Origin of the sequence: Bacillus ndiopicus (assembly GCF_000612805.1) — a bacterium.
Taxonomy (GTDB): Bacteria; Bacillota; Bacilli; order Bacillales_A; family Planococcaceae; genus Metasolibacillus; species Metasolibacillus ndiopicus.
In genome coordinates this window covers 277,979-301,312 of sequence record NZ_HG964407.1, presented here as the reverse complement: position 1 = coordinate 301,312, position 23,334 = coordinate 277,979, and the positions used below count along the sequence as shown (strand labels likewise).

Sequence of the window (23,334 nt, the reverse complement as noted above, 5' to 3'; positions counted from 1 at the left end):
GAATAGTGCTGAAAGATATCTTATTACATAAACGATTATTGCAATTAATGCGATATATTTTAATATAGTGAATGATACTTTTAAAATGCCACCAATAACAAATAATATAGCTAAAAAGATAATTAAAGAAATTAAAAGGCCCACAGTCTTACCTCCTTACGTCTGAAATGCCGTTAAATAATAATACGCAACTGTAAAGAAAAAAGATTCATTGAAGGAGAGGGAATAATGAAAACTATTGTAGAAAAATTAAATTTAAATAAGTATGAAAAGCTAGCTGTTTTAAATAATCCTAACCCAAATTTATTTGCAACGTATGAAGGACAATATATTGAGGAGTTAGATGAACAAAAGTACGGTGCAATTTTTATTTTTGTCAATTCGCTAGCTGATTTTGTTGAAGCGACAAAGAAAATGGTTGAAGAGGATCACATTGCAGAAGGGGGTTATGTATTCATTGCTTATCCGAAAAAAGGAAATAAGCAGCTAGATAGCTTCATTCATCGTGATGATATTTTCCCAGCGCTAGATATTGATCCGGATGGGGACGGTTATATTGCAGGGTCACCATATAAATTTTCAAGAATGGTCAGTGTTGATGATGTTTTTACAGCAGTAGGTATTAAACGTGAGGAGAAGAAAAAGAAATCGAATGCCGCAAGCCAGCGTGTTGACGATTACATCGAAATGATTCCACAGCTAAAGGAACGGCTTCAGCAATACGACGAAGCATATCATTTTTTTGAAACGTTAACAGAAGGCTATCAAAAAGGGTGGGCGCGACATATTTTTAGTGCGAAGCGTGAGGAAACGAGAGAAAAGCGTTTTGAGCAGATGGTAAAGGCTTTAGAGAATGGCGAAAAAACAATTTAAACGCGAATGGGATGGGCAGTCTAAAAGGTATTCCTTTTCGGACTGCCTTAGCCTTTTAACTTAACTATTTGCTAAAAAAGCGGTTATTCGTCGCAAAGGGCGCGACTCAAAATACGCCCATCATAATTATTTTTCCTTTACTGCAATCCAAACCTCGCTATAAACATTGTTTGCTGGATCATCATAGCGAGTGAAGGAAATTGTTGGCTCATTTAAGAGCTCATAATTTGATGATGGCAGCCACTCTGAATAAATTTTGGCATACGTTTGCTGTAATGTTGTAGGGAAAGGGCCACGATTTGGGAAAATAGCCCACGTATTTTCTTCCAGTTTAATTAGCTCTAAGTCGTTATACGGATTTTCCTTTGTAGTTGCAAAGCCGATCATATGTGTTAAATTACCCTTTTCCTCTAAATGCCCTTCATCAAAATTGTATGAAGCATTTAATACTTGATGCGGGTATAAATTACCTAATTCGTGCATTTCTTTTCTTTGTTGCTCAGTAATCGTTTTAGCTAAGTCCATAATTGCATTGTTTTCACCTTCAAATTGTATTGGTACTCTTTTTGTTACACCTACTAGATTGAACTTTTCCTTTTTCTCAATTTTGAATTCCATCGAAACGCCTCCTTTAATATCTATAAAAAATGAAAACTTTGGAAAGGTTTTTTGGATCTGATTTTTAGCAACTTCTGAAGGTAAAAATCCACTCCACTCACGAAATGCTCTAGAAAATCCATCAACGGATTGGTATCCATACTTGAAGGCCACGTCTGTCACTTTTGCCCCTTTTACTAACTCAGCATTTGCAGAGGAAAATCTTCTATTTTTGATATACTCCGTTAACGACATGCCTGCCATATAAGAAAACATTCTTCTAAAATGATAATCGGATAAGCCGACAATTTGAGAGACTATTTCTCCTGAAAGATTTTCTGTCAGGTGGGCTTCAATATAATCCATTAATTGATTAAACTTTTGCAGCAATTGTTTTCCCTCCCTTGTAAATTAATCATATTGAATAAAGCCTTCCTTTACTCGATATTTTCTAGACGGAAATAATCGAATTTGAAAAAAGTATTAGATTTTCCTTTCATTCTAGCGTGATTTGGTATGATAGAAAATGGAGAGCCCCATTATGTTTGGAAAGGAGCTGGAAAATGTTTACAAATGAACAACTAAAGCAATTAATAGCAGGCGAGATGATTGGCGAGATGTTCCCATATAATACAAAGAGTGAGCAACTTATTCTCGGTTATTTAAAGAGAATCAAGGTAGAATTAGAGAAGTCAAAGCAAATACATTGCGAGCCAGAGCCATTACATTTTGGGAGTGGCTATGCGTCGTATATACAATGGTTTGTCTATTGTAATGATTCTATAACTCGTACAAAGCAGCCTAGTGGTGTGGTAGAAGAAAGAAAAGAAGGGCTTATTGTAAATATTAGTATGCTTGCCCCAGTTGTCTTAATAGGGCGCGGCGAAAAAACGGATTGTTATTTAATGGAGACAGGTGTATGGACAAATGGTGCGATGACTTCTTTGGATGACATACATCAATTGATTGTTCCAAACAATTTAAAAGAACTGTATGAAAAATTGCAGCGTCTCTTTTTGAAATATAATTATTCAATTTTACAAAAGGAAGATGTAGAAAAGCCACTTCCTTTTGATGCCAATATTGCAACACTTTCTAGAAGACCGAAAGATTATCTTATAAAGGATGCGATTTTTTACTGGATGGACTAATTATTATTTGAAAGCTCATAAAGACGAGTGGAGGGAAACATGTATCATTTAATCTTGCTTTTTATTTTACTGCAGCTTGCTATCTTCGCAAGGTTTTTAATTTATGGATTATTTAGTGTGACAGCTTTTGCATCAACTTTTCTATTTCTAACTGCTGCACTTTTTATTTGGTTATTTAGTAAAAAGCTCATACATAAGGAACAAAATTATAAACCAAATAATATTACAAGCTGGTCGTATTATGAAAGACAAACAACGATTTTATCAAAAAAGCCTTTGTTTAAAGGGGATTTAAAACTAGGTTACATAAGGCGTTATTTCGAAAAGAAATGGCAGCATATTGTGTCGGATATTTTAGGCTCAAATTGGTATTTAGCACTCGAAGTTCAAATAAATGAGGAAAATTATCTTATTCGCTGGAATTCTAAAAATAGATTATTAATACAGGAGCATTGGACGATATACAAAAACGGTATGGAAATAGGCAGGGCTCACACTTTAAATACTATGAAAAATACTGTAAAGCTAAAAGAGGTTATTGAATTTACTATTGAAGGCAAAACTTTTACTACTTCCGCAGCATCAATGTCCTCAGCGATTACATTGCAAGACAAACAGAGCACTTTAGGGACGATGAAGCGCAATCATATTATAAGCAATGTTCATCTATTAGACGCCCAGGAGGATTGCTCTGAATATCTCGTTGCACTTATTACACACGCATATTATTTTAAAAGAAAGTAAGAGGAACTATAAATGACAAAGTATGAATTAGTAAGTGACTATCGAAATAATGAAAGCTTGCGAGAGAGCTTTAACGAATTGGCAATTAAAACATTTGAGCTCGATTTTAGACCTTGGTATGAGCGAGGATATTGGAACGAGCAATATGTGCCGTATTCGTATGTTGACAAAGGCAAAGTGATTGCAAATGCCTCTATTAATAAAATGTCTGTTCTTATTGATGGCACAGCATATAGTGCCATTCAGATTGGTACGGTGATGACAGATGAAGGCTATCGCAATCAAGGTTTATCACGAAAATTAATGCAGCATATTATGAAGGAATATGAAGATAGATGTGATTTCATGTTTCTTTTCGCAAATGAAACGGTGCTTGATTTCTATCCGAAATTTGGCTTTACGCGACTTCATGAAAGTGAATTTAGCATGGATTTAGAGAAAAGTTCGATTCAAGTGAATAAAGGTGCGAAGATAAAGCAGCTTACTGTTAAAAAGGATATAGCCTTGCTTGAAAGTTTTGCGGAAAAACGTTATATCAACTCAAATGTTTTAGATACTAAGAATAATGCTAGTCTTTTAATGTTCTACTTCACTATTCCATTCAAAGAGGTAATTTTCTATGTGGAGGATTTAGAAACGATTGTACTTATGGAGGAGGAAGAGGATACATTACATATTTTCGATATCATTGCGTTAAATGCACTAAATATCGAAGCTATTATGGCAAGCGTTGTAAAAGAAACAACGAAAAAGGTCGTATTTTACTTTACACCTAGCTGTACAATTGATGGCATGAATGCGACAATTTCTCCGAACGATGACGATGCTTTATTTGTTTTATCAAAAAATCCGTTGCTGAAAGGTAATTTTATGTTCCCGCTGACTTCACATTGTTAATAGCGAGCTAAACTTATACAATTCCGTAAGTCATGTAGACTAATTGTGAGTACAAGCTAGGGGGGATCTGGATTATTGTTAGTTGAGATAAACACAGTCAACTAAAAGGAGCATCGCATATCTTACGATAAAGACGAGAAACAGGCAATTTCGAACAAATTTAGGAGCCAATAGCATCACGTTTTACATCAATATGTTTGTATTTGGCTGCTGTGGCTTGTTATAATTAATAGGATGAATATATGGGGAGGGTTATTTATGAATAGGTTTTCTCTGTATGCAATAACTTTAGGTGTCGCTGGCATATTGCTCTTTATTCTTTCAGGTGTAGCTGGGACGCAAAAAGGAATGGTGCCTCTTACTACCCTACAGTTGACTTTATTTTATGTATTTAGTGGTACAGGGATACTTTGTTTCATTGTTAGCTTTGTATTAGGAATTTTAGGCTTTAAGAAGAAAGAGGGGCATAGAAGACTAAGATATACAGGTCTCTTTTTTGCTCCAGTTGTCGTAATTGCCACTGTGTCTTTTGGTTTATTTATAAGTTGGGCAGCTTTTATTGCTTAAAAGTATTGCTCATGTTTCTACTCCAATTTCAAGTTAAAGACAGCAAAATAATGCTGTCTTTTTTAGTGTTCTAAACGCCTTCTTAACAACAATATTAGTATTTAAATAATATTTCGTTCGATTGTTTTGGCATATTTTATAGAGGCAAATAAAAAAATGGCTGATATGAATAGATAAATAATCATCTGTATCCATAGAACATTTAAATTGTGGCTATCTAATGAAAAGATAAAAATATGCGGCCAAGGAAATATCTCACCTGTTGTTACTGCCTCCGAAAATACATATAAAATAGCGCTCATACTTGCGATTTCTATGCTTTTTAAATAAATAGTGATTAATAAAACAAAGGAGGAAATTATAAATGTTTGACCGATTAATAAAAAAACTAAATGTAAGGGGAAAGGCTGTCCCACTTTAATGTTTGTAATAAAAAACAAAAATAAAATTAAAATAAGAAACAGAGATGTAAATCTCAAATAGTCAAACAAAAGATTTTTTCCAATGTAGGTTGCGAATATTTCTTCAACATTATTTTGATATAAATCATATATATTAAATACAGGCCACCAGAAAGAAAAAGGGAGGACAGCTATTTGTAATATAAGAAATAAAATCCCTTCTAATTCAGCGGGTATGAGTAGAAGAAAAATGATATAGAATGCACAAAATAGGAGCGGAAGATAAAATAGACTTCCCATGTTTTTTATTTGAAATTTAAGTAACATCAAATACTCCATCTCCTTCAAGAATGCTTAGATATCCATCAATTAATTTTGGTTCTACAGGTTTAGCGTATTTGGGTTGAGATTTAGAAAAAATACGAAGCTTTAAGTTATCAAAGGGCTGCTTTTCTATATTTAGAACAGTGTAATGATGTAATATGTTGGATATTTCATTAGGCTTAGCAGTTATTTCCCATACCATCCCTTTAGCGTAGTTTGCGATTTCCTCAGAAGTCCCTTCTTTTAAAATTTCGCCATTTTTCAAAATTCCAATTTTATTACAAAGAAATTCTACATCTTCAGCAATATGAGACGTAATAATGACAGTTCTATCCTTTGAAATACTCCTTATAAGATTCCGAAAACGAAATCTTTCTGAAATATCTAATCCATTAGTAGGCTCATCTATTATGAGTATTTTAGGCTCTGTTAAAAACATTTGTGCAATACCAACTCTTTTTCTCATACCGCCAGATAAATCTTTAATTTTTTTATATTTATGTTCTACAAGATTGACAATTTCTAAAACTTCTTGTACTTTTCTTTTTCGATCAAAACTTTTTGATAATCCTTTTACGATGGCTATATGATTCAAGCATTCTTCAATGGTAACCCGTGGATATATGTTGAAATCTTGAGGTAAATACGCAATGCTTTCTCGTAAGCTTTTAATACTGGAATCATAACTGTTACGAAAAAGTACTTCTCCTTCATCTACTTTAATTAATCCTGCTATAACTCGCATTAAAGTGGTTTTTCCTGCTCCATTAGGGCCAATCAACCCATAAATTCCTTCTATATTTAGGTTAATATTTTTTAAAGAATAACGATTTTTATACTTTTTACTAATGTTACGTACTTTAATCAAATTACTCCCTCTTTTCAGATTTTATCGTTTCTAAAATAACCTCAATATCTTGCCAATTTGCGTTTTTATTGTGTAAAATCTCCATCCATTTAGAGAAAAATAAATATTTTTCTTCGTCTTGTGCGACGTCAACAAATGAAGTGATTTTATCTACAATTTGCTTAGTGGATTCTTCATTTATAGTTCTATATATATTTTTTAACCAAAACGCCCCTATTGAATATTGATTTTCGTCTATTCCTATATTCTTGTTCAACTGAATGCCAACCAAAATATTAAAGAGTGTCACAATTTCATAGTTATCATAGGCTAGACCTTGCCTCTTCCATAATAAGGAGCCAATCAAATCATAAGAAATTCTCTTCTTCAAAATATCCAATGTGTTCTTATCATGATTTTCATAAGGGTCAACTATAATAAAAATTTCGTTAGGGTGATACCACATAAATTCAGAAATATAATTATCATTAGCACCTCTAACAGGTATAAAGCTAATTTTGTCTGGCATAGAAATATTCAAATCAAAAAGGTTATTTGCTTGTTCAAATAAGTGGGTAAAGATAGATAAATAATCCTTTAATTTCCCCATGCTATTTTCCCATGTTAAAGGATAACTAATAATTTTGTTATCAAATTCGATTGTCTTTAGTTCTCCGTTAATTATATAAATACCGCTGTCACTAATGCCTTCATAGTGATTATCTTTGAAGGCTAAATTTGTATTTATAGGACTTGCTCCTTCGTAAAAAAGAATATATTCAATATTATTTTTAGGTTGTTGGGGTAATCTATAGTTTGATTCATATATATATTTAAAAGCTGCATTTAGTGTATTGGATGGAATCCATGCAAAATAAAACGGTAAATAGACATTATTAGTTGATACGGGAAAATAAGGGGAGCTTTTTCCGATATATTTAAAAGTTAAACTTATACTTGGATTTAAGATGTGGACAGATATAAAATCACCTTCTTGGCTGTGATTTAACTTATTCCCATTTTGATCTACTATTTCTGTTATTTTAAATCCATGATAAAGTGCAAAACTTTTCTCTCCTTCAATTTGATTTTGAAAGAAGATATCAACTGTTGCATCGACAGTGTTAGAAGTTTTGAGGTCTATAACATATTTTGCAATATCATAATCAAAGCCTGAATTAACTTTTCCTTGCTTTTCTTCAGCATAATAGTTGAGCTCATTAATATACCTTTTATGATAATCAGATAGAGTGTTTTCGTTCGAATAATCTTTGATGTGCATAATAAATAGATAGGCAATAGGAATAAAACAAATTAGTACAACTTTTTGATATCCATTACTTTTTATAAAGTAGATTCCGAGGCTAAGTGATATTAGAAGAATAATCCACATTATTTTATTTATTATATCGGGAAAGGAAATATAGAATCCTGAGAAAGAGTTATAGGGCATTTCATAATATACTTGACCTAAAATTAAGAAACTTGGTATTTTTTCAAATCCAAACATTTTAAAAAAATTGTTAATGAACTTCTCGTTCATAGGGGATAGTATAATACAAGTTATTAATATTGCAGCAACACCAATATTTTTTCGAAATAAAAGTCCGTATAAAGCCCCGAAAAAGATACTAATTATAAAAGGTAAAACCCAATATTCAAATACAAAAAGCAAAGATTTATAGTAAAATATTGAATCTGTGTAACCAGAGTATTTGTAGGAAAAGAATATTATTATAATTGAGGTTAAGCAAAACAATAGATTAATTATTAAGATAGTAAATATGTTTCCAAAAAGCTTTATAGGTATACTTTTAGGGATTATTTTAAAGACTTCATAGGTATTGTTATTTAGTTCTTGATGAATAGCTTGAAATCCAAGAAACATAAAAATTATCATTAATCCCTGTATTAAGTAAGAAGAGAGTTGAAGCATATTTCCGGGATTTGTTATTTCAGAAATACTATAAGTATGAATAATCATGATTAAATAAAAAAAACTAAATAAAATAGATAAAGTATAAAAAGGATTTTTGATATTCATTTTCGAAAAAAACATGATAGAATGAAATATTTTTAAAATAATTGATACACTCCTTTCTAATAAGTAAGCTGACTATCCTTGAGTTTAACAGTTAAAGGATAGTCAGCTTCATAAATTAGTCAGTAATCTGAACTGCACCCCAAATTTGAGTTGTATTATATTCAGTGTAAGCTACAGCATAATAGCTTGTTGGAGTAGGATAGAATGTTGATACTACTTCAGTTTGCGGTCTAGCGTAGCTAGTATGAACAATTGTGTCAGGGATAATTGAAACATTAAATTTTTTTGCGTGACCGATTAGCTGAAATGGTTGATTAGAACCATTAGTCACTGTCATTTTAGATGTTCCATCCGTTATTGAAATAGGAGTACCTTTTGCGGAATTGCTGCCAGTATTTAAAACGGCAATGGATGTAGCTGCATTAGCAATATTTGATAGTAGGACGGAGAAAATGATCGTAAATATCAGTAAGGCTATTTTTGATTTACTGCTTTTCTTTAAGGCAATATTCATTTTGTTTTATCTCCTTTTTACTTTAATTGAATTTAACAAACAAAACAAAAGGCTGCTTGCACAATTGGATTCCAACCTAGACCTGCTGGGAATACGCTTTGAGCACAATCACAAATCTGCTGATCACAGTAACAATGTGGGCGTTTTACACCGTACTTAATGTAACAACAGTCATGAATTCTACAACAATTATCAAGTGCATTTTTTACATATGAATTCGAGTCATTACAATTTTTACCTACACAAGCTTGACCACACCAAACATAATCTGGGAGACAGCCATCTAACGCATCTTGGGAGCCCAATAGATTTTTTAATTGCCCAGGCTCATAATCATCGCTCAATGGAAAATCTTTGTAAAAATCTTTATCGTTATTATTAAGAGCCGATACATAATCATCTAGATCACGAGTATCCGATTTTACTGTTATTTCTCCTTCTACATTAGCTTTAACACGCAAGAGCTCAACTGTTTTATCAAGGGGGAGAGCGAGATTTCCATGTGCTATATATTGGGGATGATTGCCATCCTCAGCTCCTACTTTTTCGATAAATGAAATATAGGATCCACTGCTTTTATCTTTGAATAGAATAGCTCTATTCAAACTAATTTCGTCATTATAGCCTAAATCGAATTTAAAGGCTTGATACACCTCCAATGTACTCTCAGATAATGTAGTGCGCTTACTTAACTCACTAATAATGGATTTGACATTCTCCTGATTTAAAGCAAATGCAGCAAACTCTTTTACTTCCTCCTCTTGCATTTTTGCACCAATAACTTTCATCATTTTTCCTCCTTTCGTTTTTTTATAAAGAAGCTTGTTTAAACCTAATAACAACTTTTTAAATAAATAATATTTAAAAAGTCTATAAAGATATTGGCAGTTCAAGATAAAGCCAGTGTTTGTGCAGCTATTGAAGTAGAAGAGGGCTGAACGGTCTTTGCAACAAAATAAGCCCAACCCAAACCCATATTCTTGATATCCAATAAACGATTTTAGAAAGACTTTTAGCAATTTAATGAAAACGATTATCTTGATATAAACTTGGGCAAGAAAAATCAAACGGCATATGCCCTTTAAATTTAGGGCATATGCCGTTTAAAACACTTTTATTTTTAACGGGACATTACATGATCTTTAAACTCCCAAAAACCAGGGACACTATTTAGGTCATATTTCCAGATACAGTTAATGAGCTTATAATTTAATTCTTGTAATAAATCCTCTCTGTGTGAAGGTGTTGTGAAATAAAGAGATTTATAGATTTTAGGCTCAAAAAGCTTAATTAATTCTAAGAGAGCCTCTTCATCATATCGTGCTCTTTCCACTAAATAATACATTTTGCTCATGATATTATCCCCTTCCATAACTTTTTATAACTTGAGTTAATTCCATGATAACTTTTTCAAGGTTCTCTATTTTCCTTTCAAATCGATAAAATAAATATACAGTGATGGCTATTGGAAATCCAAAATTACCAATAGCCATAATTAAGTCAGATGTCTCAATCAACGCTTTTACCTCCTTTATTCTCTATAAAAAAGCTTGCCAACTCTTTTAACGCTTTTTTATGAGTTTTTGATATCGACTGTTGAGATATATTTAACAATTTTCCGATTTCTGTGTCGCTTAGACCATTTACATAAGCTAACTCTATAATCTTAAGTTGTTTTTTTGTTAATTTTTTCAAAGAAGCATATAAAATTGGACAAGATACTTGCTTCAAAATGCTTTCGTGAGACAATAATTTGTCTAATGATATTTTTGATTCTTCATCAATCAATAAATTGATAAAGGAATTATCATTATCATTTTTATCAATACTAGAATCCAAAGTCAGATTATATCTAGAATTTTGCGTCCTTGTTCGCTTATCATAATTAATGGCATTAAAATGAATAGTTGAAGATATATGCGAAATAAATCTTATATCGAAGTAGAAAGCCTTGAAAAGTTTATCTAGCTGCTGTTGATTTTCCAGTGTCGGGTTGTTAATGGCAAGTTCATAGGCATTTTTATTAGTAGAATTTTTTAAAAAAGAGGTTATTAATTTATTTTTTAGGAAAGATTCGTTCTCCATCTCAAAACATTTCAGTAAATCGGGCTTAATACAGCTTGTCTTCTTACTATTAACATTCGTACAAATAGTAATCACCCTCCGATTAGAAACGTATGTTTGTATTGATATTATATCAAATTATTGAAATACATGGAATATAATAGTTTAAAAAAGAAAGCTCTATTTGTCGTTATGGTTTAATACCATAACATAATTTTTTGAGCTTGTTTGTTGTACTCTTTGACTCTTGGATTAGCGATATTAAAAATTCCTTATCTTCTGGAGAACAATAATCGTTTAGACACTGTGTAAAAAATGCTTGTGTTTTTCTGACTTCACCAAAGCATTTAATCAATAATTCTTTATTGATTAAATTAATTTCGGTATCATCATAATTTGCAAGATTTAATAATAAAATGGTATTAGTGTCTGTGACTTTAACTTGTTCAGTATGTTTAATCAAAAAGTTGTACAATTCCATTTCAGTTGGTTTAGTACCTGTTATCAATTCATATCTATTAATTAGTAATGCCAATGCTCCAGTGACATGGGGTGCAGCCATTGAGGTTCCGCTTAATGAAATAAACTCCTTTTCTAAATGAGTGGATTCAATATCTACCCCTGGGGCATAAAGATCTATATTGTCATTGGAGTTGCTGAATTTAGCAATTTTATTTGCATTATTTATAGCTCCAACAGCAATAACCTCCTCATAGTAAGCAGGATAACTATATTCATCGGTATTTATATCTCCATCCCCATCATTACCTGAAGAGACAACTACAGATATATTGAATGCTATAGCCCTTTTAATTGATTCATAAACTTCATTATTACTATTTTTTGTTCCTAAAGATAAATTAATAATATTTACTCTTTCATTATTCGGACCACGCCAATCAATAGCATAATTTATTGCTTTAATGAAAGAGTCTAGTGACCCGATGCCTTCTTTATTTAATACTTTTAAAATAAGAAGTTTAGCATCAGGAGCCATGCCAATTAGCCCGCCATTATTGTTAGATGCAGCTATAATTCCAGCTACATGTGTACCATGACCATTTAAATCCTCATAAATATTTATATTTCCCCCATGTTCGTTAGTGAAATTACAACCGCCAATAATTCGATTTCTTAAATCTGGATGAGCAGTTTCGCATCCAGTATCCAATACTGCGATAACAACATTTTTACCAGTAAACCCCTGACACCATAATTTTGCAGCGCCGGTTTTTAAAATATTCTCTGTGACTTTTTCTTTAGACTGATTGATAGTGTATAAAGATGTTTTCTCTGTGAAAAAAACCATAAAAATCACATCCTAACTATTTTATTTATTAAAAAAGAAGTAACATTAGATAAAAATACAACCTTTTCAGAAAATTCCCAAAAATAATATTCTATCTAATTTATTAATTTTTTGTTAAGTAGGAATATGACTATTAAAAAAACCTCGCATTTTGGGCAATAACAGAGTGGAGAGAGGATATGTATGCATGCACTAAAAGCAGGGGAATAACGATATTTTGTAAAGGGGAAAATTCCCATTAAGGAAAACAGTACATATGAAAAAAGAGCCGATTTCTACTTTATCCAATCGCTTTCATATGCTGTAGTATTAGTAAAAATAAAATTAAGCGCAGCTCGCAAAGTGATGCGTTAAATCTACAACTTATCTCTATAGATGGATTAAAATTTTAAATGCGTCGAAACGTTGTTATTGTAGGGGGAATAAAATCAAAAGACCTTCATATTGCATGAGGTCTTTTGATGAAGGTGAATTTTATTTAATGAGGTTAACTTTGATTCTTTTTTGGGATATTTAAAGAGGTCTAATACTCTGTAACCTACCTGTACCGCTAGTTGGATAGGAAGCGCTTGTTCTAGATAATCTCAGAAAATAGGTGTTTGGCTCAAGCGAAAATATTCCTGTATCTAACGATTTACCAACGGACACATTCCATTCTTTAACAATATGCTGGCTAGGTATAACACCAGAGCTTTCCATTTTCATAAGCCTTACTACAAGAGTATTTGATCCAGTGTTACTTGCTAAAACCTTCGAGTAGCCTTCCAATAAATTTATACGGGCTGACTGCATATAACCAGCCAATTCATTATTATAGCTTACGTAGGCACTACCTACTACCTCATAGTATGCATTTGTTGAAACTCCCTCTGTTACATCCTTATTTCCCATTTTTACTACCTCCTTGAAATTTTATTGTTACAAGTTATATAGAACTATAGCGAAAAGAAACAACAACTTTTGAATAGAGATTAAATAATTGTTGTTGAAAAGAGGGGGATTTCCGTTTTAGAGGAAGACTTTGTTTCATTGTTAGCCTTGTCGAAATTGATATTGGGAAATAACGTAGAATAAATTGCAGAAAACGTAGAATAACATTCGAAAAACGTAGAATAAATTCCAAAAAACGTAGAATAAAAAGAAAACGAGACGAAGCAATTATATGCCTCGTCTCTTCCTCCTATTTAATCCATTGTAAGATTGTTGGGTCTTTAATTTTATTATCCTCGCTTAGCATTACGATTTTAGACATAATTTCTGCTGTGCGAGGGTCCTCATCAGCAAACGGTAGGAAAATACGACCTCGATGCTGTGATTGAACTGCTAAAATTGGCATCATTGCACCACCAATTTTATGCACAGTACCGCTTCCTAAATGCAAGCTGTAGCGTGCAAGCGAGCCTTCGATAATTACATGCTGCTTTTCAACAGAAACTTTTGTTAACTTCAGCATTTGTGTTAATTCACGAACAATTGCTGCACGTGTTTCGATTGTTGAGAAACTTGCCTCTGGATCTACGCCACCAACATGTGCCACACTCACAACTAAATCAACGTCACGCATTGCCTCAGAGAAAATTAAAGGAGGCACATCCTGTAGTGAAATCGACTTACCTGTTCGGCGGTTGTAAAATGCTACATACTCAATCGTTGGTGCTTCAATATCGGCGGGTGAGAACCAGTCTGCCATCGCATAAATCGTTACGACAATATCTTGCTCGTAATATATTTTACGTAAGCCTTCATCGTAGCTAGCTATCCAGCCTCGTGTTTTTAATAACGCCAATGTTTTTTGTGGCTGAATTTGATGCCCTGCATAGCGTGATGATACGTTTTTATCTTGCTCGTCAGCATTGACAACATACAGCTCACGGAACACTTGTTTAAATGGTTGGATAATTTTGTTCGTGAACACCTCATGCTGAATGTCAGCCCATCTTTTCGATGCAAATAAATCATATGGATGTGCAATGCGAGCCTCAGCATCGTCTGCTAGCTCTAAATTTTTAATTAAGCCAATTGTTGAGCCACTTACAATATAAAGCTTTTCCAGCATTGGTGCTAAAACAGGGTGCTCAAGTAAGCTTTTCAATTCACCAAAAGTGAAGGCTGTTCCTTTTTCCATTGCTTCTTCAAATGCTTTACGAGACCTACTTTGCTGTTCGCGTAATTGCTTGCGAACATCTGTCATTTCTTGAACGACTGTATTTTTTTTCAAGCGAGCTGGTACAGATTTTAATTGCTTGCCAGCCTTCTCAACAACAAAGTCTACAATGCCTTTTTCATCTGCTTGTAAATGTAGCGAAATATCGTCCACTTCAATTAGTTCAAAATATTTTTTGATTGTATCGAGCTCGAAAATTTCCATGCGCCATGCAAAGCGTGTAACATCATCACCTAAGTTGCGCGCTAAATTTTCGATGGCAATGCGACAGGCTAAGCCTTCGCTTTCTCTACGCTGTGCACCAAATTGTTTGCTTTCCTTTAAAAACGCTTGAATAAATTGATAGCGTTTATATGCATCTTTTAATGTAGTTTTTTTGCTTAATGGCACCAGACCGATACAGCGCAACTTATCCTTATTGCGCTTGTCAGCAACTTCGTCCATTAAAGACTTAAGCTTTAAATGTCCTAATGCAGCATCTGCGAACATTTGGGCACGGCGGTGTGTTGCGCCCTCTGAGGCATATTTAGCACTGTCATATAGCTTATTGAAGCGCTCTTTCCCAAGCTCGTTATAGCACTCGATTAGCCATTCCTTTGCGAAGGCACCGTCACGAAACTCGTTCGCTGTAATGCTTGTATAAAGCTGAATTTGACTCATGCTTTCATCGCTTAACGTATCGGTCGTATGTGCACGGAAATACCAGGCAGCGCTTTCAAGCCCCGACCAGCCTAAGTATTCACTAATTAGTGAAATGTAAGAAGGTGTATACATCATCGCATTTAATAGCTCTTCTTCTGTGAAATTATACGGCTGTAATGCTGCTGCTAAATCATCTACCGTATCGCTAGAAGCTGGCCTACAATGCTGTAGCATACTTGAAAATACTTCGCGCTTCGTATAGTCACCTGCCCATGAATAGCCTCGAACTAGTGTTAATCCTTTTAAAGCATGCATAATACGTGCAAAATATGCTACGCCAACAATTGGATTTAAGCGATTTGCTATATGGCTTACTTCTGTACGTAAATCACCACGGCTTAATTCAATATCTATAATGCGATTAAAGGATTTTTCATATACTTCAGTTAAAAACGGGTAGCTTTCTACCAGCTTTTCACGCAGTTTCGTATCGAATAAATCAGAAATATGATACGACGTGTTTAATGGATCAAATACTTCTACATAACAAGCATCTATCGGCACCAGTCCCAAAGCATGTGCACGTGCTGTTGTAGAATCGCTTGAATAAGAAATAGGTAAGTATATTGGCCCGTCTCCTTTTTCACGGTTATGCTTTTCATGTAGCTGTGTTATTGCAACATACAGAGCAAATAATTGTGTAAATTGCTCGTCTGTCTTGGCATGACGTGCACATTTATATAACAGCGTTTGGAAAAGTGGATGTGATTCATACGTGTAAGTAGACCATTCTGATAATGAATTAATGCGTTCAAACCACGTTGTTGTACTTGATAGATTTTGGAAAATTTCTGCAATCGCATTATATGCATAATTGAATGACTCTGTATGGTCATATTCTGTATTGTAAAGTAATTCAACAATTAGATGGACTTTATCTCCATGAGGCAATGTGTTTAACCAATAATTTAGTTCATTTATATTGTCGAAATTAAACCATTTCGCTAGAGTTTCTCTTGCCTTATCAATCAGCCCTTTATCCCAAGGCTCTTTGCCATAGTAGCTTTGCTTCACGAAAAGCGTAGTGACTAAGCACTCCATTTCTGTTAACTGCACATCGTCCTTCCAAGTAAGCCATTTTTCGGCTAAAGGATAGTTTTTAATATGCTCATCCTCTGCTCCGTAAACTGGACGTAAATAGTCACCAAGTAGGGTAGTATGCGCCTCGCCATTCCAAGATTTTACCTTATATTCATACGTAGCATTTTCGTCGATTAAGCTAGAAAGGAGCTGTAGCTTACCCTGTAGCTTTTTTAAATCGAATGATGTTAATGTTTGTGTAGCATTTTCAATCAATATTTTTACTGGTGGAACATTATCCTTTGCATAGCTTGGATTAAATAGACCAAAGCCGCCTACAAATGTTTTTTGGCTCGTATCTTCAATTAGGGCTTCGATTACCTCTAGCTCTTTGGCAGTAGGCTTTGCAATATTGCCTACTATTGCTGAAACTTGCTTGCTGTCTACCGCTTTCGCCTTTTTCAGCTCAACTAATAAATCTAAGCCACCTAAACGTAAATCTTGCTTAGTACTTTTTATTAAGCGCTCTGCACTTTCCAGTGTTTTTGTTGGGGGTTGAGCTACCAATGCATGTAAAATCGCCTGTTTCGTAGCGCCTGACTTTAAGTAAAACAGCTGCTCTAGCGTTTCGATTTCCACATCTGTTAACGGCTCTTCTTTCTTTTTAATCAATTGTAATGCCAAGTCGCGAGTGCCACGTTCTTGAAGGCTTTCAACTAAAAATTCACTCGCCTGAGGCATATTCAGCTTTTCAACAATTAACCCTAGCAGATTTTCACGTTGGTTGTGCACTAATTCCTTGCGTATTTCATAAATTTTCGTTAAATAATCGCGGTCCTTCCAAAGGAATGCTAATATCATCGCGCCGTTAATAATGTATTCCTTCGTTAATGTGTAGTTTAACCAAGGGAATGGCTTTCCTTGAAGTGTATGCTCCTGCTTCGTCATAAGCTGAGCAATTTCCTCAATGCGAGTCAGAAGCGATTGTGGATAATCTTTTAAATACTCATGACGGTCTATATGATCATAAAAATGGTATTTCGTCTGCATAGAGATAGGGAAAATATTCTGCATCGCCAATGTTAAAATATCTAAATCATCCTGCTCGAAAATAACGTCAAAAATAACAGGGCGTAAATAGCTATCAAGATGAGCCATTGAGGCAAAATAAAGTGCTGATAGGATTTGGTGTTTCTTTCCTCGCAGTAAGCGTTTAATAGCAGGCTCAATATTTTGCATGTCCTTTGTTGCAATTGCCCAGAGCGCAGCATAGTTCGCAATCGTATCCTCTGACTCTAAAAGTGGCTCGAAATCTGCACCGTTTGCAAGAACATCATAAGAAATATCGAGCAGCTTTTGTACGACCTTTTTATCGTCCACATAGTAAAGTAAACCAGTCCATGTCTCAAATGCACGCTGCACAGAGGAAAAGCGCATTAAGTCGTGCTCTTTTATTAGTTTCATAAAATAAATTAATGTTTCAGGTGTGCCGCAATCTGCATTTTCTAAAATTGCCTGACGCATCCCTTCCTGACGCTGCGCAGCGATAAGTAGCTGTCCTAGCCATTCGATTGCTTTCATATTGCTGCTACTAATAATCATTTTAATTAAATTGTGGGTTAAAACAGCAACATTATTTTCTGCAAAAATCGCTTCATGTACATAATTCATGGCTTCGGCATCATTATGTTGTAATAAATGTGCGAATTTCGCTTCGGCAAAACCTGCAGCAGCGATTGCTTGCCCCTTTTTATCAACATAAAAATTGCTGAATCCACGGTAATAGCGAGCTTGGTTGTTACGTATTACATCAATTACATTGACTTGTTTATTTAATTCACCGCCTGTAATAATTGCTAACAAATTGGTAGCGTGCTGCTCAACTGACGAGCTATGTATAGAACGGCGGTATAAGCCCTGTTGAAAAGAGTGTTTCATTTGTTCGAAGCAATAAAGTTTAATTTCATTAGCGAACTCTGGATCATAAAGCTTGCTTAATGCATCAAATAAACCGTTATCAAATAATTGCTCAACTGTTGTAATACTATTTGATTTAATAAGGTTTTTAAATTTTTCTAGTTGATCATAAGAATACTCATAGCCTTCTTTTTTAGCGTGCTGCTCCATTGATTGAAGAAACGTAAATAATTGTTTTTTCATAAAATCATCTCCTTTACCATAAACGCCCAGACAGCATTGTTAATTTAATAAAAGTGAATATATCTTCTTCCTTTAGTTGTAATGGCTCGTCTAATTTTGTTAGCTCAATATCACCATAAAGTACTTTATAAATCCCATCCTCGAATGCTAATAATGCTTCCTCGACAGCTGCTTGCTCAGATTGCTTGGCGTCATTGTATTTATGATTAAAGCCAACCTTTCCTTGCTCATGTGCAGCTTCAATATCTTCTTCTAATAAATACATAGTGAATGATTTCCCGTTATTAAAGGCTTTGACGTTTTGCTGCACAATTTGTATAATAAGCCCGCGCAATGTATTGACGGGTTCTATATCAAAAGGCTGTAGCTCTAATACGGGCTTGCGTTTTCCAATCGACTTTACTCTCGCATAAATTCGCAATTTTCCCACTCCTTTACCTTCAATTATACAAAACAGCATTATTGATTAATAATAAAATTCGGTAAAGCTACGTAAAATAGTGCGAAAAGCGCAGGGAATTATTATAAAAATAGGGGTAAAATCAGCAGGTTTTATAAGAAATTGATAAACATTTTAGTAAAATGTTAATCTTATAGAATAAGTATTTTGAAGAGGAGTAATGGGCTATGTCAAAGGTAATATTAACAAATATGTGTATGATTTATGATAAAGAAACTAACGAAGTATTAGTTCAAAATAGAATTAAATCGTGGAAAGGAATTGCTTTTCCAGGGGGGCATGTAGAGGATGGGGAAAGCCTAATCGAATCAACAATTAGGGAAATAAGAGAAGAAACAGGCTTAACGATCTCTAATTTAGAACCATGTGGCGTGATTTATTGGTTAAACGATAAAACAGGCGAAAAGTATTTTGTTTTTAATTATCGAACAAGCGAATTTAGCGGAGAATTATTCGATGGAACAAATGAGGGTGATGTGTTTTGGGTACATAAAGATGAATTATTACAACTTGATTTTGCTGAGGGTATGAAAGAAAGGCTACCAATGTTTTTGGAGAAAAAATTTGCAGAAGGATTTGGTATATGGAATAAAGATGATAAAGGTCGTTTAATCTTTAGATAGGATAGGGGGGCTTTCATCCCCCCTTTAAATTCATTTTGGAAGACTAATTGTAATCGTTGTACCTTCTCCAAGTTTAGATTGTACATCGATGCTGCCATGATGAAGTTCAACGATTCCTTTGGCGATATTCATACCAAGACCAGACCCATCTTTGCGCTCTCGTGTATTTGTTCCACGATGATAGCGGTCAAATAGAGTTTCCAGTGCATATTCATCTATTCCTACACCATTATCTTGAATTTGGATGATGTGATTAAAGTTATCCTGAAATAAATTTACTTGAATTTGTGTTCCAGTCGGATTGTGCTTGATTGCATTGTAGATGACATTATCAAGTACTCGGATAAACCATTTCGGATCAAGTAAAGCATGTAATGGATTTTCTGTCCCTCTAAAAATAAGCTCGACAGGTTGAATTGTTAAGTCCTTTTGGAAGGCTTGAACAGATTGCTGAACAAATTTATTTAGCTCAATCTCTTCTAAATTCAGCTCAAGCGCATTGTTTTTTAATTCGAAAACAAGAGAAAAGTCATCAACGAGTTGAATGATATAGTCTCCTTTTTCACGAATTGTTTTACCAATTTCCTGCATTTCCTCAGGGGAAAATGTATATTGATTGCTTTCTAATAGATGCCCATACCCATGAATGCTAGAAAGAGGTGTCCGAATATCATGCGATATACCAGCCATCCACTCTTCACGCGTTTTTTCTAACTGCTTTCTTTCCTTATTGGCGATATCTAGCTTTTGTGCCATCGTCCTTAATGCTTGGATTACTTCTTGGTATAAGCGATATTTTCTACGAGTTTTTCCTGATTTCTTAAATACTTTTCGCTTTTCCTTTTCTGTAAATACCTCGAATTGACCTGCTTCGATGCGATCAATCCATTTTACCATCATGAACAGTGGGCGTCCGTAGCGATAGCCATTCCAAAAAGAAAGAATAATTGCAATAATTAAACTTATAAGGCCAGCTAAGAAAGTAATTTGTACTTCCTTCTTAAAGAACCATGTCTTTTTTGTATGGTCGTCCTTTGGAATATATAAAGCCCAAGCAGTGTTAAAGTTTGGAGAGTTATGAAAAGCAAATTCTCCTCCAAATTCTCCTGGTTCATGCTTCATAGCTATTATACTGAGGGGAGCTGTTGGTAGTTTTTTTGCTTCTCCAAGTGTTTGAATAATTTCGCCGTTCTTGAAAATGTATAATACACCGTTATGCGATATTAATTCTTTTTGTAAAATCTCTGCATCTTGTGCAGATACGGTTTCAGTTTGTCCAAAGCGTTCAAACCAATTGTCCAATAAACTTTTTGTTGGCTGATAATAGCCAAATAAATAATAATTAGCATCTGATAACCAAGATGTATAATAGGTGCTAACATCATAACCATTCAATGTCCTAGCTTCTTCAATTTGTAGGAGCTCATTTACCGTATAAGTATTAGGCAAGCTATCAGGAGTATTAACTGCTGAGATAACATCCCCCTGCTCATTGAGAATTTGTAGCCACATATGATTTTCCCCTAGTAAATCAATCCATTGATCATCTAATGTAACAATATCGTTTTTAATTACTGCCGCAAGTGGAATATTTGTAACTAATCCAGACGGAAGATTACGTTTAAGCTCTTCATTTGCCAGAACATTTGCAAGAAACATCATAAGAATAATCACGAAGGCAAATAATGCTACGAACAAAATGACAAATTGCAATGTAAAGTGGAATGCAATTCTTCTTTGTAATTTCATTGCTCATTCCCTTTCACTAATTTATAGCCCAGTCCACGAACTGTTAACAAATAGATTGGCTGGCTTGGGTTTGGTTCGATGCGTTCCCGAATTCGACGTATATGAACCATTACTGTATTATCGTCAGAAAAATGATCAAAGCCCCATACAGCAGCAAATAGCTGATCTTTTGATAAAATGCGATTTGGATTTTTACAAAAGTGTAGTAAAAGTAGAAATACTTGTGCAGGGCATGGAATAACTGTGCCATCCACGATTAATTCCCCACGATCTTCATCTACGATAAAATACCCAAAATCATATATTTTTTTATGAATTGGGGCTGTGGAAGGGGGAGTAGATTGATTTCTTCTCAAATATGCTTTAATTCGTGCAACGATTTCGAGTGGATTAAAGGGCTTTGTTACATAATCATCTCCTCCTTTTTCGAAGCCGGTTAAGACATCAAAGTCTTTCACCTTTGCTGTTAAAAATAAGATATAAGCATCTGTATATTCACGAATTTTGCTGCATAGCTCGAAACCATTTGCATCTGGAAGCATGACATCTAAAATAATAAAATCTACCGGATTATTTTTTATGTGCTGCAATGTAGCTTCCCCAGTAGCAGCCTGGTGAATATTTGTGAAGCCTTCTTTATGGAGAACCATTGCAATCATTTGGGTAATAGATTGTTCATCATCAACAAGTAAAATATGCATATTGTTCAAAAATTTCACCCCTATTATGTGTTATTCCCTTGTTCAACCCATCCTATCATACGAAGCTTAATAGGAGATAAACAAATTTCGTAACTGTTAAGGTTATGGTAAGGTACGGTTTTTTTTCAAGTAAGGTATTGCTAGTATGCTAAATGTAACAGCTTTTAGATGAAGGTGGTAATAATAATGGAAAAAACAAAAGGTAGAATTCATGTAATTGATGGAATTCGTGGGTTTAGCTTGTTTGGAATTTTATCTGCAAACATGCTTATTTTTCAATATAGCATAAATGGAAGCCCGACAATGGATATGTTCACGATGAGTGGATTGGATGAATGGATGAATCATTTCATTGCCATTGCGATTACGGGAAGCTTTATGCCAATCTTTGCTTTTTTATTTGGCTATTCAATGATTATGATGAGTCAAAGCCTTGAAAATAAAGGTTTAAAAGTGAAATGGCATTTATTCAAAAGGTCACTCTTTTTAATAATAATTGGACTGCTTCATGGCATCTTTTTATGGGAGGGAGATATTCTATTTTCATATGGGACGCTGATGCTGATACTTATCTTATTTGTCCGTCGTAAAGCAAAAACGGTTTTAATTTGGGCGATTAGTACATGGGTAATTACTTTTGCATTTATCGGATTAGGAAGTTTTGTTGGCGGAGGGGTAGAGGAAATATCGAATCCACAAAGTTTACAAGCATATATGGAAAAAACGGTAGATATATATGGCTCAGGTACGTATCAGGAAATTAAAGAACATCGCAATAATGCAGAGTTAATTGAGGAAGATGAACCGGTATTATTTCTTGCAGTTTTTGTAGCTATTTTTATGTTACCAATATTTTTAATGGGAATATATGCAGCAAAGAAACAATGGTTTGTTCAAATGCAAGGAAAGGGTCGACGCTATGGCTTGTTAGCCGGAGTATTAATTTTCTTAGGAATTACTTTGAAAGCGCTGGCTGAGTTGGGTCCAAGCTTTTCCTTTACAGATTTCGGGCAAATGATAGGCACATTTATTTTGGCATTCGGTTACATTTTCTTAATTGCGGCTCTTTATAATCAAGCTTGGTTTAGCAATAAAATGCAATGGTTTGAAGCAGTTGGAAAATTGTCGTTAACCAACTATCTTTTACAGTCCGTTATTTGTACGACAATTTTTTATGGTTATGGTTTTGGATTGTTTGGAAAGTTAGGTGTTACTCTAGGATTTGTATTGGGTATTGTCATCTATTTGTTACAGCTAATTGCGAGCCGCTATTACTTAACGCATTTTCAAGCAGGACCAATGGAAAAACTTATTCGTACATGGACATACTTCTCCTTTAAAAGAAAGAAAAAGCATCGTACACTGAACGAAAATGTGTAACATAAAAATGGATTTGGGAAACTACCACATTTCTCGAATCCAT

General features: G+C 34.2%; 22 protein-coding genes. 7 read left to right on the top strand and 15 right to left on the bottom strand.

What is annotated here, in order from left to right; translation table 11 throughout:
- Window positions 1-228 precede the first annotated feature (228 nt).
- On the top strand, window positions 229-873 hold the full coding sequence (locus TY13_RS14800; RefSeq protein WP_042477628.1) for a YdeI/OmpD-associated family protein: 645 nt from the start codon (window positions 229-231) through the stop codon (window positions 871-873).
- A 126-nt stretch (window positions 874-999) separates the two neighbouring features.
- Here the strand turns inward: TY13_RS14800 and TY13_RS14795 are convergent, their stop codons facing one another.
- The gene (locus TY13_RS14795; protein ID WP_042477626.1) at window positions 1,000-1,860 is read right to left on the bottom strand and encodes an AraC family transcriptional regulator; all 861 of its coding nucleotides are present in this window, start codon (window positions 1,858-1,860) and stop codon (window positions 1,000-1,002) included.
- Window positions 1,861-2,033: 173 nt separating this feature from the next.
- On the opposite strand from TY13_RS14795, the gene TY13_RS14790 reads away from it, so the two are divergent.
- The 4 genes from TY13_RS14790 to TY13_RS14775 all read left to right on the top strand — a co-directional run bounded on the left by TY13_RS14790 (window position 2,034) and on the right by TY13_RS14775 (window position 4,829).
- Complete coding sequence (locus TY13_RS14790; RefSeq protein WP_042477625.1) at window positions 2,034-2,621, top strand: hypothetical protein; 588 nt, start codon at window positions 2,034-2,036, stop codon at window positions 2,619-2,621.
- 39 nt (window positions 2,622-2,660) lie between these two features.
- Window positions 2,661-3,365, top strand: coding sequence for a tubby C-terminal domain-like protein (locus TY13_RS14785; RefSeq protein WP_042477622.1), 705 nt, complete (start codon window positions 2,661-2,663; stop codon window positions 3,363-3,365).
- A 12-nt stretch (window positions 3,366-3,377) separates the two neighbouring features.
- Window positions 3,378-4,262: a GNAT family N-acetyltransferase gene (locus TY13_RS14780; RefSeq protein ID WP_042477620.1), complete on the top strand. Its 885-nt coding sequence runs from the start codon at window positions 3,378-3,380 to the stop codon at window positions 4,260-4,262.
- A gap of 258 nt (window positions 4,263-4,520) precedes the next feature.
- The gene (locus TY13_RS14775) at window positions 4,521-4,829 is read left to right on the top strand and encodes a hypothetical protein (RefSeq protein ID WP_042477615.1); all 309 of its coding nucleotides are present in this window, start codon (window positions 4,521-4,523) and stop codon (window positions 4,827-4,829) included.
- A gap of 101 nt (window positions 4,830-4,930) precedes the next feature.
- On the opposite strand, the gene TY13_RS14770 is transcribed toward TY13_RS14775, so the two are convergent.
- From TY13_RS14770 to TY13_RS14720, 12 genes are all read right to left on the bottom strand, one after another.
- The gene (locus tag TY13_RS14770; RefSeq protein ID WP_154661619.1) at window positions 4,931-5,560 is read right to left on the bottom strand and encodes a hypothetical protein; all 630 of its coding nucleotides are present in this window, start codon (window positions 5,558-5,560) and stop codon (window positions 4,931-4,933) included.
- Window positions 5,547-6,422, bottom strand: a complete 876-nt coding sequence (locus TY13_RS14765) for an ATP-binding cassette domain-containing protein (RefSeq protein WP_042477609.1) — start codon at window positions 6,420-6,422, stop codon at window positions 5,547-5,549. Before TY13_RS14765 ends, TY13_RS14770 begins: the two co-directional genes overlap by 14 nt.
- Window position 6,423: 1 nt before the next feature.
- Entirely contained in the window at window positions 6,424-8,445 is a 2,022-nt protein-coding gene (locus tag TY13_RS14760) for an ABC transporter permease (RefSeq protein WP_195891705.1), read from the bottom strand.
- A 115-nt stretch (window positions 8,446-8,560) separates the two neighbouring features.
- Entirely contained in the window at window positions 8,561-8,959 is a 399-nt protein-coding gene (locus TY13_RS14755) for a hypothetical protein (RefSeq protein WP_042477603.1), read from the bottom strand.
- A 32-nt stretch (window positions 8,960-8,991) separates the two neighbouring features.
- On the bottom strand, window positions 8,992-9,750 hold the full coding sequence (locus tag TY13_RS14750; protein WP_154661617.1) for a hypothetical protein: 759 nt from the start codon (window positions 9,748-9,750) through the stop codon (window positions 8,992-8,994).
- 329 nt (window positions 9,751-10,079) lie between these two features.
- The gene (locus TY13_RS14745) at window positions 10,080-10,313 is read right to left on the bottom strand and encodes a helix-turn-helix domain-containing protein (RefSeq protein WP_042477597.1); all 234 of its coding nucleotides are present in this window, start codon (window positions 10,311-10,313) and stop codon (window positions 10,080-10,082) included.
- 4 nt (window positions 10,314-10,317) lie between these two features.
- Window positions 10,318-10,452 carry a YvrJ family protein gene (locus TY13_RS20245; RefSeq protein ID WP_074432972.1) on the bottom strand — a complete coding sequence of 45 codons (135 nt, stop codon included), beginning with the start codon at window positions 10,450-10,452 and terminating at the stop codon, window positions 10,318-10,320.
- 16 nt (window positions 10,453-10,468) lie between these two features.
- A complete protein-coding gene (locus TY13_RS14740; protein WP_154661616.1) occupies window positions 10,469-11,044 on the bottom strand; it encodes a sigma-70 family RNA polymerase sigma factor in 576 nt (191 codons plus the stop codon).
- A 169-nt stretch (window positions 11,045-11,213) separates the two neighbouring features.
- The gene (locus TY13_RS14735; protein ID WP_042477593.1) at window positions 11,214-12,332 is read right to left on the bottom strand and encodes a S8 family peptidase; all 1,119 of its coding nucleotides are present in this window, start codon (window positions 12,330-12,332) and stop codon (window positions 11,214-11,216) included.
- Window positions 12,333-12,845: 513 nt separating this feature from the next.
- Entirely contained in the window at window positions 12,846-13,223 is a 378-nt protein-coding gene (locus TY13_RS14730) for a hypothetical protein (protein WP_042477591.1), read from the bottom strand.
- 289 nt (window positions 13,224-13,512) lie between these two features.
- A complete protein-coding gene (locus TY13_RS14725) occupies window positions 13,513-18,378 on the bottom strand; it encodes a DUF4132 domain-containing protein (protein WP_042477589.1) in 4,866 nt (1,621 codons plus the stop codon).
- Window positions 18,379-18,391: 13 nt separating this feature from the next.
- The gene (locus TY13_RS14720; protein ID WP_042477587.1) at window positions 18,392-18,799 is read right to left on the bottom strand and encodes a hypothetical protein; all 408 of its coding nucleotides are present in this window, start codon (window positions 18,797-18,799) and stop codon (window positions 18,392-18,394) included.
- 206 nt (window positions 18,800-19,005) lie between these two features.
- On the opposite strand from TY13_RS14720, the gene TY13_RS14715 reads away from it, so the two are divergent.
- Window positions 19,006-19,461, top strand: coding sequence for an 8-oxo-dGTP diphosphatase (locus tag TY13_RS14715; RefSeq protein WP_042477584.1), 456 nt, complete (start codon window positions 19,006-19,008; stop codon window positions 19,459-19,461).
- 30 nt (window positions 19,462-19,491) lie between these two features.
- On the opposite strand, the gene TY13_RS14710 is transcribed toward TY13_RS14715, so the two are convergent.
- Both TY13_RS14710 and TY13_RS14705 read right to left on the bottom strand, forming a co-directional pair.
- Window positions 19,492-21,210: a sensor histidine kinase gene (locus tag TY13_RS14710; protein WP_042477580.1), complete on the bottom strand. Its 1,719-nt coding sequence runs from the start codon at window positions 21,208-21,210 to the stop codon at window positions 19,492-19,494.
- On the bottom strand, window positions 21,207-21,920 hold the full coding sequence (locus TY13_RS14705) for a response regulator transcription factor (RefSeq protein WP_042477577.1): 714 nt from the start codon (window positions 21,918-21,920) through the stop codon (window positions 21,207-21,209). Before TY13_RS14705 ends, TY13_RS14710 begins: the two co-directional genes overlap by 4 nt.
- A gap of 177 nt (window positions 21,921-22,097) precedes the next feature.
- Here TY13_RS14705 and TY13_RS14700 point away from each other — a divergent pair, with 177 nt between their 5' ends.
- Window positions 22,098-23,291 (top strand): DUF418 domain-containing protein, encoded by a 1,194-nt coding sequence (locus tag TY13_RS14700; RefSeq protein WP_042477575.1) that lies wholly within the window; start codon window positions 22,098-22,100, stop codon window positions 23,289-23,291.
- Window positions 23,292-23,334 lie beyond the last annotated feature (43 nt).